Raw genomic sequence first — 16,276 nt, 5'->3', positions numbered from 1 at the left:
GTCATCCCTGCCGGAACGGGCTTCGTTAAAGAACGAAAGGGCTCTTGACCGGTAGTGGATGCCGCAACCGGTACCCGGTGCTCTCATCATAGGGGGCTACCCCGATTCTCAGCTTGGTGAAATCCAGGGCGGCTTCCCGAAGACAGATTTTGAGCGCATTGACGGCCTTCTGCGGATCAGGACTGAGGCAATTGATGTTTAATCTGCCTGGCCTGAACTCGCTCCCTTCTACCGTCCCGAGTCCACGCCACGCGAAGTGGCCCGTGATCGTTGCTACGGCTTTGCGCTCCAGGTAGCGGTCGCGCTCCGTGCCATCCGTGCTCTTCAACGCAAACTGCGCCACTACCCGCGACTGCTCGGTCTCCGGAATCACCTCATAACCGTCCGCTGTACACTGCTGTTCAAATGCTGCAAGCATCCGGTCAGCGTCCTCCGGGCCGACGTCGTCATTACCCGTGGTTTTACTTTGGTGACCCACGTGCCCGTGATTGACTACGAGCTGCCCAACTTCGTCCTCGTACCAAGCCTCTCGAAAATCCATCGGACCATCGGGATTCCTGCGGTAGTACCTGATAAAACTCATGTGACTGTGTCTTCCTTCCCTGGTCTGACCGTTGTGTCGGCCGAACGTTCTTTTCCCAGCGTCGGCCATATGGCAACAACGCGGTCCACAATTCGATCCAGGGTCAGACCCGCCCGGTCCAGTATGTCGGTCCGGCTGCCGTGGCCTAGAAACTCCTCCGGCAAACCAACGCTCATGAGCGGCACCTGGACGTGCGCTCGGTCCAGTGCCTGCCTGACGCGCGCTTCGATGCCTCCACAGTCAATCCCTTCTTCAAGAACGACGACGAGTTGGTGTGAGGAGGCAAGAGACGTGAGCGATGGCGGTACCGGCAGAACCCAGCGTGGGTCCACGACGGTGCAACCCAAGCCCTGTTCCTCCAACTGTTCCGCGGCTCCCAATGCCATCGGGCATGTGCTGCCAACGGCGATCAGCAGGACATCGCAACCGTTATTGCCAGCCTCCGCCAGAACATCCGTTCCATCCGGAAGCCTTCGGATGGCTCCGATGTCCGGACCAACTGCTCCCTTGCCATAGCGCAGCGCCGTCGGCGCATCATGTACATCTAGCGCCTCATCGAGTTCCTCCCGTAGCGTCCTTGCGTCGCGTGGGGCGGCAACACGAAGGCCAGGGACGGTCTGCATCAAGGCCAGATCCCACATACCGTGATGACTAGCGCCGTCCGGGCCTGTAACTCCGGAGCGATCCAGAATCAGGGTCACACCTGCTCTATGGAGCGCAACGTCCATCAGCAGCTGGTCGTAGGCGCGGTTGAGGAACGTGGAGTAGAGGGCTACAACGGGATGCAGGCCAGCAAAGGCCAGTCCGGCGGCCATGGTCAGCGCATGCTGCTCGGCGATTCCGACGTCGATCACACGGTCAGGACTAGCGCGCGCGAGCACACTCAACCCGGTGGGCCCGGACATCGCCGCGGTGACAGCCACAACATCGGCTCGTTGCTCCGCGGCACCGGCCATCGCTTGAGCGAAGACGTCCGTCCACGATGGTTCAGGCGTCAGTGTTGTGTTCGCTGGTTTCCCAGTCTCCGGGTCAATAGCACCGACAGTATGGAACTGGTCAGCTCCATCTGCACGCGCGGGGGCATATCCCCGCCCCTTTTCCGTGATGACGTGAACGACCACAGGGCACCTCAATGCTTTTGCTTCACCGAGGACTCGCTCAAGTTCCATGACATTATGCCCGTCAACGGGGCCTAGGTAACGCAGTCCCAAGAGTTCGAAGATCCCCTCTTGTTGGACACTGCTGCCGTTTCCCGAGCGCCATTCGGCCAGATGGCGCGCCGCCCCACCTACCGTGGGGTCATAGGAACGGCCGTTGTCATTGACCACAACGACGACGCTTCTATCCAATTCTTCGGACAGATTATTCAAGGATTCCCATGCCATGCCGCCGGTCAGGGCGCCATCACCCACAATGGCGACGGCGGACCTGCCGAGAACACCCTGCAGCCGCCACGCGCGAGAGATTCCGTCGGCCCACGCGATCGATGCCGAGGCGTGGGAGTTCTCCACGATGTCATGCTGGGATTCAGCGCGGTTCGGGTACCCCGAAAGCCCGTCAACGGACCTCAACGACCGGAAGTCCTGCCTGCCCGTAAGGATCTTGTGAACATAAGCCTGATGTCCGGCGTCGAACACAATACTGTCCCGCGGAGACTCAAAGACTCGGTGGATGGCCAAGGTCAGCTCGACGACGCCCAGGTTGGGGCCAAGATGACCTCCGGTAAGGGATACGTTCGAGACCAAGAATTCCCTGATGGAGTCCGCGAGCTGAGGAAGCTCGGCTTCAGGGACGCTGCGCAGTTGTGCCGGCGAACCTATCTGTTCCATCCGCATCAACAACCGCCTCTCAGAATGCCTGGACCGGGAATACGGGAAAGACCCGCGATTCCACAACGAAATCGCAGGTCTTCCCGGCTGTGGTCAGTCCGCCTATTTGGCGATCTGCCTCAGCACGTACTGAAGGATGCCACCGTTGCGGTAGTAATCAGCTTCACCTGGAGTGTCGATGCGCAGAACAGCATCGAAGCTGACCGGCTCCCCACTTTCAGGTGTGGCCGTTACCTTGACTGTGCGAGGCGTTTCACCATTGTTCAGCGCCGTTACACCCTCGACAGAAAAGGTCTCGGTCCCCGTGAGCTTCAGTGAAGCTGCGGACTCACCTTCAGAGAACTGCAACGGAAGAACACCCATTCCGATGAGGTTCGAGCGGTGGATCCGCTCGTAGCTCTGGGCTATAACCGCTTTGACACCCAGGAGCGCTGTGCCCTTGGCTGCCCAGTCACGTGAGGAGCCCGAGCCGTATTCTTTGCCCGCAAGCACCACCAGCGGTGTGCCGGCCGATTGGTAGTTCATGGCCGCGTCGTAGATGTACGCCTGAGGACCACCGGTCTGGCTGAAGTCACGGGTAAAACCACCCTCGACGCCGTCGAGCAGGAGGTTCCGCAACCGAATATTCGCGAACGTTCCTCGAATCATGACTTCATGGTTTCCACGGCGTGAACCGTAAGAGTTGAAATCCTTGCGTTCGACGCCGTTCTCCAGCAGATAACGACCGGCAGGGCTGTCTGATTTGAAGGAACCAGCGGGACTGATGTGGTCCGTAGTCACCGAATCTCCCAGCTTGGCCAGAACCCGAGCCCCGTTGACGTCTTCTACAGGATCGATGTCCATGGTCATGCCATCGAAGTATGGTGGCTTCCGCACGTACGTGGAGTTGTCCTGCCATTCGAAGGTGTCGCCCTCTGGCGTATCGAGCGCCTTCCACCGTTCGTCGCCGTCGAACACACCCTCGTAGCCCTTGGCGAACATTTCCTGATCAATGGATGCGTCCATGATTTCCTGCACCTCGGTGGGGTGCGGCCAGATATCCCTCAGAAAGACGTCGTTGCCAGCTTCGTCCTGGCCGAGGGCCTCCGTCTCGAAGTCGAAGTCCATGGAACCAGCCAACGCATAGGCGATGACCAGTGGCGGCGACGCCAGATAGTTCATCTTGACATCTGGGTTGATCCGCCCTTCGAAGTTACGGTTACCCGATAAGACCGACGTGACCGCCAAGTCATTGTTCTGGATGGCCAGCGAAATTTCTTCTTCGAGCGGTCCCGAGTTGCCGATGCACGTGGTGCAGCCATAACCGACGGTAAAGAAACCGAGCTTCTCGAGGTACGGGTTCAGTCCCGACTTATCGTAGTAGTCAGTGACGACCTTAGATCCAGGGGCTACTGACGTTTTGACCCAGGGCTTCGACACGAGGCCCTTCTCAACAGCGTTGCGAGCCAGGACTGCCGCGGCAAGCATGACAGAAGGGTTCGAGGTGTTGGTACACGACGTGATGGACGCGATGCTGACGGCTCCGTGATCGAGCACAAACTTACGCCCGTCCTCCATCTCGACCTTTACCGGGTTTGACGGCCGACCATTTGCGTTGGAAGCAGCCGAGTGCCGGACGGTTGACGTCATGGACGGAACATCCGAGGCTGGGAAGGACTCTTCCAGTGCTTCGTCAAGGGCGTCTTCATTGCTTGCACCGACGTAGTTGTGCAGATCCTTGCGGAACTGTTCCTTCGCGTCCGTGAGGGCAATGCGGTCCTGTGGACGCTTGGGTCCTGCGATCGAGGGAACTACGGTAGAAAGATCAAGTTCAAGGTACTCAGAGAAGCGCAGCTCCCGCGAAGGATCGTGCCACATCCCCTGTTCCTTGACGTAGGCCTCCACGAGGTCCACGTTCTCTTTCGAGCGGCCGGTGAGGCGCAGATAGTCCAGGGTTACATCGTCGATCGGGAACATCGCGGCCGTTGAACCGAACTCAGGGCTCATATTGCCGATCGTAGCGCGGTTTGCCAACGGAACTTCAGCAACACCCTCACCATAGAACTCAACGAACTTGCCCACCACGCCGTGCTGACGCAACTGCTCGGTAATGGTGAGGACCACGTCAGTAGCGGTTGCACCGGCCGGAATGCTGCCGGAGAGTTTAAAGCCGACCACGCGGGGAATCAGCATGGATACCGGCTGGCCAAGCATCGCGGCTTCGGCTTCGATACCGCCAACACCCCAACCCAGTACGCCGAGTCCGTTGACCATGGTGGTGTGCGAGTCCGTGCCGACACAGGTGTCAGGGTAGGCACGAAGTACGGGACCGTCCTCGGTCTCAACGGTTCGAGTCATCACTGTACGCGCCAGATATTCGATGTTGACCTGGTGAACAATTCCAGTTCCCGGGGGAACAACCTTGAAGTCATCGAACGCCGTCTGTCCCCAGCGAAGGAACTGATACCGTTCACCGTTTCGCTGGTACTCGATCTCCATGTTGCGCTGCACTGCGTCGGCGTTGCCGAATACATCGATCTGCACCGAGTGGTCGATGACCATCTCTGCCGGTGCGAGCGGGTTGACACGCTTGGCATCTCCCCCGAGAGTTTTTACTGCCTCACGCATGGTCGCGAGGTCAACAACACAGGGAACACCAGTGAAGTCCTGCATGAGTACTCGTGCTGGAGTGAACTGGATCTCCGTCGTGGGCTGCGCTTGGGAATCCCATTCGCCAACCGCACGCACGTGCTCCGCCGTGATGTTCGCGCCGTCTTCGGCGCGAAGCAGGTTCTCCAACAGCACCTTGAGACTGAATGGAAGGTTCTGCGCACCTTCAACCGAACTCAGTCGAAAAATTTCGTATTCTTTGCCTTTGACATCCAGTACACCCTTGGCACCAAAACTGTCCGCACTATTCATTACAGGACTCCTCTCGCCACAACTTCATCTTTACCCCGTCCCTCTATACCCGCTAGTAAGGCACGCCTTAGAGTGGGTCCCCCGTGCCACCGCACGTATGGGCGCGAACCGGAACTCCTGAACCCATCCTATCCCCGCCAGCACACGGCTCAGGAAGCTGGCTCGAGGATGGCGACCGATTCCATGTGGTGAGTATGCGGGTAAAGATCAAAAACCCTCACAGTCTTGAGGTCCCATCCGGCGGCACCAAAATACCCGACATCGCGGGCGAAGGACGACGGATCACAGGAAACGTAGACCACTCTGCGGGCCAGGGAGCCGGTGATGCGTTCGATGACGACACGTCCTGCGCCGACGCGAGGTGGGTCCAGCACCACACCCGTGATATCTTCACGCCCCGCCGATAGCAACCGTTCCACCTTGCCCTGCTGAACGTCGACTCCAGGGTAGTGGTGTAGGTTTTTCCGGGCGTCTCTGCTCGCGGTGGACGAGGCTTCCATGGATAGTACTGTTCCGCCCGGGCCGACCCTATCGGCCAGAGCTGCGGAGAAGAGTCCCGCCCCCGCGTACAGGTCCGCGAGATGTTCATCCAGCTGAGGATCGAGACTCTCCAGAACAGCGGTGGTCAATACATCCGGCGCGGATGTGTGGATCTGCCAGAAACCCGGCCCTGAGACCCGGAAGCTGTTGTTTTCCACAACCTCGCGTACCCAGGTTCTTCCACGCACCCGTTCCACTGCCCCTTGTGGCCCGACGATGGCCACGGACATTCCGCCCACAAGTTTGCGAGCCGTTCGGTGCACGTTTGTTGTGGGCACCCCATCACGCGGAAACAGGAGAATCAGCACAGGATCTCCCGATGACGGCGCGGCCACTTCCACTCGCTCAATCCCAGAGAAATCCTGCTGCCATAGCTTGAGGTCATTGATTGCCTGCACTGCCAGCGGCATGGCCTGCACAGAAATCAGATCATTGGATCGGTAGGGATGCATAGCAAGGCGGCCATTGGCTGTGACCGAGAAAGCGACACGCGAACGCCACGCCAACCCATCCGTGGTCAAGTCCGGAACGGCTTCCACCTCAACACTTCGCTCCATACCCGCGAGTCGCTTGAGCTGCTCCGCAAACACCAGGCCCTTCAACTTCCGCTGCGTGGAGAGGTTCATGTGACCCCACTCTGCGCCGCCAACCGGTAGCTGGTTTCGAGCCGAGGCCCTCAGCGCATCCGCTTCTGGCCAGAAGTGATCGACCCGATCCGGAGACGGGTCCAACACTTCGGCAACGTCCCCACGCCAGAAGCGGGCGTCGTCGTCGTGGTCCATCAGCCGAACTTTCACCCGCTCGCCGGGAATCCCATGCCGGACAAAGACCACCCGGCCCTCATGACGTGCAACGCAATGGCCGCCATGGGCAACAGGGCCGAGGACGAGTTCAAGAAGGTGATCCATGTCAGAGGTCCTGATACTTTCGTGAGGCTTCGGAGGAGGCCAGTTGCCACGGCACACTAGCCACCATGACACCTGGTTCAAAATGCAGCCGGGCTTTTATTCGCAGGGCCGTCTGGTTGTGCATCAACTGTTCCCACCATTTACCAACCACATACTCGGGAATGTAAACCACTACCAGGTCCCGCGGAGATTCGCTCCGGATGGTCCTGATGTATTCCAGAATCGGCGAGATGGTGTCACGGTAGGGCGAGGCGAGCACCGTGACCGGTACCGGAATACGATACCGTTCCCAGTCCTGAAGCGTACGTCGAGTTTCCTCCTGATCGACGTCGACGACAATCGCGTCAATTTTTGACGGCCTTGAGGCCCGCGCAAACGCGAGAGCGCGCAGGACAGGTTTGCGCACATGTGACACAAGTATCACGGCGTGAACCCGGGAGGGCAGCGCCTTCGAGACGTGATCTGCCTCTATGGTCAGCTCCTGCTCCACCTTGTTGTAGTGAGCGTGCGTCGCCAACATCAGCAGCGCCAGAATGACGATCGCCAGAACAGCGATCCAAGCGCCGTAACGGAACTTCGTGACCAGTACGACCACGAGTACTGCCGCTGTGAGGGCAAAACCAATCAGATTGATTAGCCGAGATTTCATCATCCGGAACCGCGCAGAAGAATCCGGTGTGGACCGCAGTTCCTTGGTCCAATGACGCACCAGTCCCAGCTGAGTCAGTGTAAATGAGACAAACACTCCGACTATGTAGAGCTGAACCAGCGCCGTGACGTCCGCATCGAATATCAGGATCAGGACAATCGCGGCAATACCGAGGGCAATGATCCCGTTACTGAACGTGAGGCGGTCGCCTCTGGCACGCAACTGTTTCGGCAGAAAGCGATCGACAGCGAGCGTCGAGGCCAGCGTGGGGAAACCGCTGAACGCGGCATGGCTTGCCAGCACCAGCACCAGAGCAGTGGATGCAACGACGACAACGAACAGAAGACTTCCGTCGTTGAATATGGTTGCAGCGAGCTGACCAACGACGGGGTTCTGCACGTAATCATCCGGCAGGGGTGCACCATCTCGACGCAACTGGGTTGCCGGATCCTGCACCAAATGCACCCGCGTGACACGGGCCAGATAAATCACACCCGCGGTCATCGCCCCCGCGATGACGCCTACAAGAAGCAGCGTCGTGGCCGCGTTCCGGCGCTTCGGTTTCTGAAAGCTCTGGACGTTTCCTCCCGGGCCCTCCAAACCAGTCAGTGCTGCCGCGCCGGTGGAAAAGGCGCGAAGCACCAGCAGCGCCCCCGCTAGACCTACTAGCCCTGAATCAAAGCCGGCCTGAGGAATGATCTCGAGATCGGCACTTGGCGCTTTTCCCAGAGTGCCGTTGACACTGCGGATCAGTCCAATGGCACACATACCGAGGATAGAGACCATGAATATGTACGCGGGAATGGCAATAGCCCGGCTGCCCCGCCGAACGCCACGGAGATTGAGAAGAACAAGGATGGCCACCCCTGCTACGGCGAATATCGTTTCGCCATCACGCAGCGCAGGGAAGGCGGAAATTATGTAGTGCGCAGCCGATGACATCGACACGGCAACAGTCAGGACATAGTCCACCAATAACGCGGACGCAACAGTGACACCCGCCCGGTCTCCCAGATTACGGGACGAAATCTCATAGTCGCTTCCCCCTGTCGGAAAAGCGAAGACGGCCTGCCGGTAGGAGGCCACGATGACAAGGAGCACGACGACGACGCCCAGACCGACCCACGGCGACAGTGTCAGCGCCGCTACTCCGGCCAGAGCGAGGGTCAGGATGATCTCATCGGGGGCGTATGCCACGGACGAGAGCGCGCTCACGGAGAAGACGGGCAAAGCCGTCCGCTTCGGAAGGGATTCGCGGCGGAAATGATCGTTGCGGAACGGTTGCCCGACCAGAATTCGTTTCACCGCATCAAAAAATGTCAGCACATCGCTAAACGCTAGTCTCAAAGCGCCGTGCTGGCGAACAGCGGCTTCTGGAATAGGCTGGTGCAGTACGGCTGGACAAGAGGTGAGGAACCAGGGATGGCACATTTTGTGATCATGGGTTGTGGTCGCGTGGGCGCCACACTGGCGCACACTCTGGAGGATTCTGGCCATTCCGTTGCCATCATCGACCAGAATGAACGCGCATTCAACCGACTCCGGGCATCATTTTGCGGCCAGACGGTTACAGGCGTGGGTTTTGACCGGGATACTCTGCGTGAGGCAGACATAGTCAACGCCTACGCATTCGCGGCCGTGTCCAGCGGCGATAATTCGAATATTCTCGCCACACGTGTCGCCAGAGAAACCTTTCACGTTCCGCACGTTGTCGCTCGCATCTACGATCCCGGCCGGGCCGAAATCTACCAGCGGCTGGGCATTCCGACCGTCGCGGCGGTTCGGTGGAGCGCCGATCAGGTGCTGCGTCGCATTCTGCCGGAGCAGAGTATCAACGGAGATTTCCGTGAATCCTCTGGCCGTCTCATTCTGGGCGAGTTATCCCTCCACGAGGGCTGGGTGGGTAGCACGCTCTCGGATATCGAGACGTCCGCCGGCGTCCGTGTGGCCTACCTGACCCGCTTCGGCGAAGGCGTTCTTCCCGGCCATGGCACCAGCTACCAACAAGGTGATGTAGTGCATGCGATGATGCGGGTTGCGGCAACAGACGACGTAACCCGTGTCCTGTCGCAGGCGCCCGCGAAGGAGTCAGAGTGAAAGTTGTTATCGCCGGGGCTGGCAGCGTTGGGTCCTCCATTGCGCGCGAGCTCATGAGCCACGGGCACGACATCCTCCTGATTGACCAGAAACCCGAATCCGTCATCCGCAGCGGCATAGAGAACGCACGCTGGATCATCGGCGACGCCTGCGAACTGACAACGCTCAAGGACGCACAGCTCGAAGACGCAGACGTCGTCGTCTCGGCTACCGGCGATGACAAAGTGAATCTGGTGGTCTCTCTACTGGCGAAGAGCGAATTCGGCGTTGGGAGGACGGTCGGGCGGGTCAACAATCCCAAAAACGACTGGATGTTCGATGATTCGTGGGGCGTGGATGTAGCGGTGAATACGCCCCGGCTCATGACAGCACTCGTAGAAGAGGCCGTAGAGGTCGGAGATGTCGTGAGGCTCTTGACGCTGCAGAGCGGAGTCGCCTCTATCGTGGAGTTCACGGTTCCTTTGACATCGGCGTTCCTTGGCCGGACATTGGATTCGATCACCTGGCCTGCGGACGCCACGGTGGTTGCCATCCTGCGTGACGATCAACCCATCACGCCCAGCGGCGATGACGTTATAGACAGTGGAGACGAGTTGTTTTTCATCTCAACAATCGCGGCCGAAGACGAACTCCGTCAGCTACTCATGGGAAGTGCCGAAGACTGACCTGGCCATCTCTGAGGCCCTTCAGGATAGGTCCTCGTCCTCTGTTTGTTGGTCCTGAGGGACGTCCTCGGGGCTGCGAGAAACCAGCCAGGCGAACCACAATCCCAATGCATACAGCGGCAGGCCCATGACAATTCGTGCAGTGGCGAGTTCCACAAATTGGCCAGCAGCATACAGCGGCAACTGCACGCTCAACCGCAGAGCAAGGACGCCGATCACAATCCATGTGGCGGTCGCGTAGGCGCGTCGCCGCCGAACATTGGTCCGCCACTGTGTTCCTTCGCCCCGAATGAAGCCGAACAACAGCCCGGCAACTGGCCACTTGATCGCAATCGAGAGGATCATCGCCAGGATGTAACCGCCATTCACGAAGAACCCGGGGAGGAAGTAGTCGTTGGGGTCCCCGCTTCTCATGGCCACGACTGCGCAGATGGCGACGCCAGCGATCCCCACCAGCGCCTGGGTGATTGACGACTTCTGAACCAGCCTAACGATCGTAAAGGCCATCGCGGAGACAATCGCGGCAGCCAGGGACCATGGAAGATCCCGCCCCACGGTAAACACGACGGAGAACACCAGCGCCGGAACGATGCTTTCGGCCAGGCCCTGATAACCTCCAATGGTTTTCAGAACATCGATCTGACCGTCAGCATTTTTTACTGCCGCAGCCCGAGCCAGGACCCCCTCGGTAGTCCGGTCGGGATCGGCGCCACAGGGTTCGGCTCGCGAGGAATCTTTCGATGATTCTGGCCTCGGCTCGTTCACTGGTTCTCCCTTGGACGGCCGATGATTTCGTACCGTGGATTGTAGATGGTGGGCAGTGCCTCTACTGGCCTCACCATGCCTTCGAATGTCAGTTCCACGCCAGCCTCAATACCGGGAACCATCCGCTGACCCATCCAGATCAAACGCGCCCGATGCCTGGCCCGATGCTCCTGCGCTACGCCTTCTCCGCGGACGGCCGGTCCTTGAGACGGAGCCTTCCGTGTGTGGATATCAGAAACCACGGCAGAAAAGCTGACGTTCTCGCCAACCGGCAGAACCGTAATCGACTCCACATAACCTCGACACACGGCCCGGCCCCGCTCCGGCAACTGCGCGATGGACCTAATTCTGTACGGATCTAGCGTCGCCCTGTGGTTCAGGTTCTCCGGCGTAGTGTCAGCCAATCTTGGTGACTTCCGGGCCACGCTTGACTTCGTCCAGCCCAGGGCTTTGCGCTGCCGCTGCTGCACCGGAAGCGTCCTGCGGAAGCCGAAGAGGAAGTAAATCTCGTGGAGGCATGGGTACATCCCCGCGCACGACAACGATGTTGCGGAACACTTCCTCCAGCCCGGCGGCGGCCTCGCGGTCCACAGCCGCCGAGCCGCCGAAAACGCCTCGGAGGAACCATCGAGGGCCGTCAACGCCGACAAAGCGGGCTACTCGATACCCTGCGGTACCGTCCGGCGCCTGGACTGGAAGTTTAGCGACGAGTTCAGTACCGAACGTACCGTCGACGGCATCCACGCCGCCTCCCTGGGTGCCAACAGATTCGGAGATCTGCTCGCGGATTTCGCCCCATAGGCCTTCACTCTTGGGAGCGGCGAAAGCCTGAAGTTGCAGACTTGATCCGTTGAGGTCGAGGGTGACAGCAACGACGCGCTTGGTGCTTTCTTCTACTTCGAGCCTAAGCTGCAGTCCTTCACGGGCTGCAATGCGGATTGCGCCGAGATCCACGTACCCTTCGGCGGAAGGATGAGCCTCTTCGTCGAAAGGGCCCGTGGAAGCTTTTTCTGAATGGTTCTCGCTGGACTCTGCGACGTTGTCCACGGCGTCTTGATTCGTCCTGGTCTTGCGGCGCCCAAAAGCCATTTTTGGTCACTCCTTATATATGTGGATAGCCCCTAGCGGGCAGGAAAAATAGCGGCTTAATCCGAGTTGAAACCGCCGGTAGAGCCAAAACCGCCGCTTCCGCGTGCAGAAGGCGAGAGTTCTTCAACAATCTTAAAGTCTGCCGTTTCGACCTTCTGAATGATGAGCTGGGCAATCCTGTCTCCACGGGAAATTCGGAAGGTATCGGAGCCATCTGTGTTGAGAAGAGTGACAGCAATTTCTCCCCTGTATCCGGCGTCCACCGTTCCCGGTGCGTTTACTATGGTGATGCCGTGTTTGGTGGCGAGGCCGGAGCGTGGGTGGATGAGGCCAACGTACCCGAAGGGCAACGACATGCACACACCAGTAGCGATGAGTCGGCGTTCACCGGGTAACAATTCACAGTCCACTGTGCTCCGCAAGTCCGCTCCGGCGTCGCCCGCGTGGGAGTATGAAGGCTTTTCCAAGCCTTCATCGAGGAGCTTCAGCTCCACCGTCAACGTTGTACGGCCTTCTTGCACTGTCTCACCTAGATCTGTTTGATTGACGTTCGAACGCTGGCTGAGCACCCGTGACCGACGGGGCAAGCTTCTACACGGACCACTTTAGCGTGTCGACGATCGATGGTGCCAAGGTGAAAACCTTGCGAAAAGGTGGAAAACTGAAGCCATGTCGACTCCAGATCACCAATCCTCCGCTTACCTTGAGCCCCTCTATGAAGAAAAGCTCTGGCCAGCCCTCTGGATCTGGGCAGTCGCCGCCTGCGTCGCCGGTGCATCAGTCTTGGTTTTTGCTCCGATCAACATAACAACGGGAATTATTGCCGCCATTGTGGTGGGGATTGTACTGGCTGTCCTGCTTTTGCTCTCCACCCCCAGGATCAGGGTCACTCGGATGGAACTCGAGGTGGGACGTGCACGGATTGAACGACGCTTCGTGGGTGGCGTCGAGGGCTTCTTGGATGAAGCGGCAACCGAGCAGCGAGGCACGGCGCTTAACGCCCTCGCCTTCCAGTGCATCCGTGGTTGGATTTCTCCGGTGGTGCGCATCGAGATAACGGACGAAATGGACAGGACCCCCTACTGGATAACATCGACCCGTCATCCCGAGAAGCTCGTTTCAGCTCTTACGTCGAAAGATTAGAGTCTGAGCCTGCTCCACGTTGAGCTAGCATTTGTGCAGCCAGCAGATGAAAAGGCAGGAGCTGTCCGCACATGGCACACCGCTCCTGCCGCCCCTGGAACCTGAGCAGAGATTGATCAGCCCTCGCAGTCCTTGCAGTAAACCATTCCGCCCTTTTCCTTCGCAATCTGCGAACGGTGCCGAACAAGGAAGCACGAGGCACAAGTGAACTCGTCCTCCTGTGCTGGAAGAACCCGGACCAGAAGCTCTTCACCGGATAGGTCCGCTCCGGGGAGTTCGTAGCCGTCGGCGGCTTCCGTTTCGTCCTCATCGACCACGGCAGACTGCTTGTCTGTCCGCCGCGTCTTCAGCTCTTCAATGGAGTCTTCGCTGAGTTCGTCGTCGGTTTTGCGCGGCGCATCGTAATCAGTCGCCATAGTGTATTGCTCACGCTCCGGTGGTTGGGGGCTTTACTTGAAACTTCGTGGGTTCAACAGGGCTTCGTCACGGCCCGGCGAACTGTTTGTTCACAACGCTGCGAGACTTGTTTTTGTGCCCGTAACGGAGAGATTGTTGCTCATTAACGGAAAAAATGCCAGCCGGGAGCCTCATTGACAGGTTCAGTGCGCGCCACGCCCCGGCAGCTAGTATGAATTGTCCTCCAACAGTGGCAGAGTTTCGGATAGGAAATTCATCATTCTGGCGGAGGGTTCTATGCAGGAGCTACGGCTGGTAGGTGTCCAGGAAAACGGTGGGCACCTGCTATTGAGCGGAGAAGGAAGCGAAACCTACAGTTTGCCGATCAACGAGGCCTTGAGAATGGCCGCGTCGCATCAGAGCGCACAACGGTCGGCTCCGTCTCGGGTACCCGGCGACCAGGCCACCATGAGTCCTCGCGATATCCAAGCACGTATTCGTGCCGGGGCTACTGCAGCGGACGTAGCAGCCGAATCCGGTGGCGATATGGCGCATATTCTGCGATATGAGGGACCGGTCCTTGCAGAACGGAATTACATCGCCGAGCAGGCGCAGAGGGTCGAGGTTGCGGGACCGCTGCCCTCCAATGACGGTTACCGCTCAGTCTTCGGTGACACCCCCGCCAGGCTCGTAGACATGGTGGAGCACCGCCTGCGTTCTTTTGGAGTGAACCAGGACGATGTTCGCTGGGATGCCTGGCGCGGACGGGATGGCGTTTGGGAAGTCACTGCACAGTTCGACCTGCCTGAAACCCCTGTTGACGTGGGCGAGGCACCACCGGCACGATGGACATTCGTTCCCGCACGTAAAGCCATCGCGAACGCCAATCGCTGGGCGCAGATCCTCAGTGAGCTGGAGCCTCTGGACGGCCCTCTCCCAGCCCGGCGGCTCAGCGCAGTCGCCGACCGCCCCTTTGATTTCGAGACAGACGCAGGGAAGGAAGCGGCACAAGAGCCCCTTATCGCAGACCACAGCGCTGAGCCCGATGAACTTCTTGAGACCCTGCGCTCACGGCGTGGACAACGCATTGGGGCGGACGAAGACGGCGATGACGCTCTGGCACTCCTCCTTAGCAGGGGAAGTATCCCAGCAGCACACCCGCGGACGGACGAAGATGCCGAGGACTCCGGCAACGACAGTTCGGCTGACCACGAAGCGGAGACGTCGCCCGTTGCCGAAGGCCCGTCTCGACGCTTCACGTCGTTGACTCTGGCCCCGTCCCTCCCGACCGATGGCAGCGGCCTTCCACAACTGCACGACGGCGTCAGTTCATCTACGCACGAGATCGTCATCCCGGCTAGCGATGTTCACCGCGATTACCTTCGGACCGTCCCTGAGCCCGAACGGCAGGAGAAGGCCAGCGCAGAACCGGAGGCTGCGGTGGTAGAACCTCCTGACCGCAAGAATGTCAAGCCAAAGAGGTCCTCCGTGCCCAGCTGGGATGAAATCGTTTTTGGCACCAAGGGTGACTAGGTTCAGTGCGTTTATCCGGGACGGTGCAGGGTCAGTAACGGGACTTCGCGCTCCGCTCTGGTGAGGGAGCCGTGTTGTCCCACAACGGACATCGCCGAATCTGCGACTCGTCGTCCGTCAAAGAGCGCGATTGGCTCTCTCGCCGCAATCAAAATATCGCCGATGCGACCATGGACACTGTCCAGCACATCGCCGAAGTACCCGGACGCAATTGCCTCCTGCCGGGAAATGATCCATGCCCTCGAGCCGTAAGCCTGGCGCCAGGCGTCAAGGAGCAATGACATTCCGTTCGCATCTAGTCCCGGTTCTGTGAACAACTGAACCATGCGCGGCTCACCGGCAGTATGACGTACCCCATCAATGAGACTGGCGTCCAGCGAATAATCAAACCTCTGCTCCGGAGCGATATCGACCATCCCGTGGTCAGCTGTCAGCAGAAGCAGGGTATCGGGCGGCAATTTCGCAGCGAGTCGGCGCATAGCCGAGTCAATTTCCTCTAGCTGCTCCAACCACTGCACCGATTGGCATCCGTAGCGGTGGCCCGCCTTGTCCAGTTCGTTCCAGTATTGGTAAACAAGGGCCGGGCCGGGCCGGCGCAACGCTTCCAACGCAACAGAAACTCTGGCGTGCACTCCGCTGGCAGGCGAAAACTCGCCTCCACGAAGGCACGCCCTGGTCATGGCCGACTCAGCGAAACGGGGCAGACTCACGGTCGTGACCCGGACATGGCTGGCTGCACGCTCCAATACCGTATCGTGGGGCTGCCAACGCTCCGGGTCCACATTTGCGTCCCATCCGCCCAGCAAATTCACCACTTTGTCCTGATCCGGATCAAGGACGTCGTAGCCGGTCATGCCGTGGATTCCCGGAGCAAGCCCCGTGCCGAAGCTACCGAGGGAAGCCGCCGTCGTGGTGGGTACCGCTGCGGACAGTGTGCGGGAGTTTGAGAGCGTCGAGCGCAGGAACGGTGCGTGACTGCCGTGTTGCCTGAGCAGGGCTTTACCAAGTCCATCCACCAAAACCACGCAGATTCGTCCTGCCGGTGGGAGATCAAGGCTATTCTGATAACCGTTTACCCCCAGCACGGCGGCGCAACTCGGCAAAACGTCGGCAATGGTGTCGTGACCGTACTCCGGCGCGGGCGGAAGTGGTTCCCGATGGTGATTCTGAACCATTTG

Annotated in this window: 15 protein-coding genes; 4 read left to right on the top strand and 11 right to left on the bottom strand. The window is 59.3% G+C overall.

The genetic code is table 11. From position 1 onward, the window contains the following. Positions 1 to 25 precede the first annotated feature (25 nt). From JOE65_RS08040 to JOE65_RS08020, 5 genes are all read right to left on the bottom strand, one after another. Positions 26 to 583 carry a hypothetical protein gene (locus JOE65_RS08040; protein ID WP_205162715.1) on the bottom strand — a complete coding sequence of 186 codons (558 nt, stop codon included), beginning with the start codon at positions 581 to 583 and terminating at the stop codon, positions 26 to 28. Next, positions 580 to 2,418: a 1-deoxy-D-xylulose-5-phosphate synthase gene (locus JOE65_RS08035; protein WP_205162714.1), complete on the bottom strand. Its 1,839-nt coding sequence runs from the start codon at positions 2,416 to 2,418 to the stop codon at positions 580 to 582. Before JOE65_RS08035 ends, JOE65_RS08040 begins: the two co-directional genes overlap by 4 nt. A gap of 96 nt (positions 2,419 to 2,514) precedes the next feature. After that, positions 2,515 to 5,313 (bottom strand): aconitate hydratase AcnA, encoded by a 2,799-nt coding sequence (acnA, locus tag JOE65_RS08030; RefSeq protein ID WP_205162713.1) that lies wholly within the window; start codon positions 5,311 to 5,313, stop codon positions 2,515 to 2,517. A gap of 149 nt (positions 5,314 to 5,462) precedes the next feature. Continuing rightward, complete coding sequence (locus tag JOE65_RS08025) at positions 5,463 to 6,761, bottom strand: class I SAM-dependent RNA methyltransferase (RefSeq protein ID WP_205162712.1); 1,299 nt, start codon at positions 6,759 to 6,761, stop codon at positions 5,463 to 5,465. Between the two features lies 1 nt (position 6,762). Beyond that, positions 6,763 to 8,736 carry an APC family permease gene (locus JOE65_RS08020; protein ID WP_338021578.1) on the bottom strand — a complete coding sequence of 658 codons (1,974 nt, stop codon included), beginning with the start codon at positions 8,734 to 8,736 and terminating at the stop codon, positions 6,763 to 6,765. A gap of 96 nt (positions 8,737 to 8,832) precedes the next feature. On the opposite strand from JOE65_RS08020, the gene JOE65_RS08015 reads away from it, so the two are divergent. Together JOE65_RS08015 and JOE65_RS08010 are read left to right on the top strand one after the other, a co-directional pair. Then, the gene (locus tag JOE65_RS08015; RefSeq protein ID WP_205162710.1) at positions 8,833 to 9,507 is read left to right on the top strand and encodes a potassium channel family protein; all 675 of its coding nucleotides are present in this window, start codon (positions 8,833 to 8,835) and stop codon (positions 9,505 to 9,507) included. Then, positions 9,504 to 10,172 (top strand): NAD-binding protein, encoded by a 669-nt coding sequence (locus JOE65_RS08010; RefSeq protein ID WP_205162709.1) that lies wholly within the window; start codon positions 9,504 to 9,506, stop codon positions 10,170 to 10,172. The genes JOE65_RS08015 and JOE65_RS08010 overlap by 4 nt, the downstream gene beginning before the upstream one ends. 21 nt (positions 10,173 to 10,193) lie before the next feature. On the opposite strand, the gene JOE65_RS08005 is transcribed toward JOE65_RS08010, so the two are convergent. The 4 genes from JOE65_RS08005 to dut form a co-directional block, all read right to left on the bottom strand. Continuing rightward, complete coding sequence (locus JOE65_RS08005; RefSeq protein ID WP_205162708.1) at positions 10,194 to 10,937, bottom strand: DUF3159 domain-containing protein; 744 nt, start codon at positions 10,935 to 10,937, stop codon at positions 10,194 to 10,196. Next, complete coding sequence (locus JOE65_RS08000) at positions 10,934 to 11,230, bottom strand: hypothetical protein (protein ID WP_239536656.1); 297 nt, start codon at positions 11,228 to 11,230, stop codon at positions 10,934 to 10,936. The genes JOE65_RS08005 and JOE65_RS08000 overlap by 4 nt, the downstream gene beginning before the upstream one ends. A 103-nt stretch (positions 11,231 to 11,333) precedes the next feature. After that, entirely contained in the window at positions 11,334 to 12,026 is a 693-nt protein-coding gene (locus JOE65_RS07995; RefSeq protein WP_205162707.1) for a DUF3710 domain-containing protein, read from the bottom strand. 56 nt (positions 12,027 to 12,082) lie between these two features. After that, positions 12,083 to 12,547: a dUTP diphosphatase gene (gene dut, locus JOE65_RS07990; RefSeq protein WP_205162706.1), complete on the bottom strand. Its 465-nt coding sequence runs from the start codon at positions 12,545 to 12,547 to the stop codon at positions 12,083 to 12,085. Positions 12,548 to 12,695: 148 nt separating this feature from the next. On the opposite strand from dut, the gene JOE65_RS07985 reads away from it, so the two are divergent. Continuing rightward, positions 12,696 to 13,169 carry a DUF3093 domain-containing protein gene (locus tag JOE65_RS07985; protein WP_205162705.1) on the top strand — a complete coding sequence of 158 codons (474 nt, stop codon included), beginning with the start codon at positions 12,696 to 12,698 and terminating at the stop codon, positions 13,167 to 13,169. Positions 13,170 to 13,285: 116 nt separating this feature from the next. Here JOE65_RS07985 and JOE65_RS07980 read toward each other — a convergent pair whose 3' ends face one another. Further along, positions 13,286 to 13,585: a DUF4193 domain-containing protein gene (locus JOE65_RS07980; RefSeq protein ID WP_205162704.1), complete on the bottom strand. Its 300-nt coding sequence runs from the start codon at positions 13,583 to 13,585 to the stop codon at positions 13,286 to 13,288. Between the two features lie 217 nt (positions 13,586 to 13,802). On the opposite strand from JOE65_RS07980, the gene sepH reads away from it, so the two are divergent. After that, on the top strand, positions 13,803 to 15,098 hold the full coding sequence (gene sepH, locus JOE65_RS07975) for a septation protein SepH (RefSeq protein ID WP_338021577.1): 1,296 nt from the start codon (positions 13,803 to 13,805) through the stop codon (positions 15,096 to 15,098). An 11-nt stretch (positions 15,099 to 15,109) separates the two neighbouring features. On the opposite strand, the gene JOE65_RS07970 is transcribed toward sepH, so the two are convergent. Continuing rightward, positions 15,110 to 16,273 carry an alkaline phosphatase family protein gene (locus tag JOE65_RS07970; RefSeq protein WP_205162703.1) on the bottom strand — a complete coding sequence of 388 codons (1,164 nt, stop codon included), beginning with the start codon at positions 16,271 to 16,273 and terminating at the stop codon, positions 15,110 to 15,112. Positions 16,274 to 16,276: the final 3 nt, after the last annotated feature.

Source organism: Arthrobacter roseus, assembly GCF_016907875.1.
GTDB classification, from domain to species: domain Bacteria; phylum Actinomycetota; class Actinomycetes; order Actinomycetales; family Micrococcaceae; genus Arthrobacter_J; species Arthrobacter_J roseus.
This window is presented reverse-complemented; position numbering and strand designations above follow the sequence as displayed.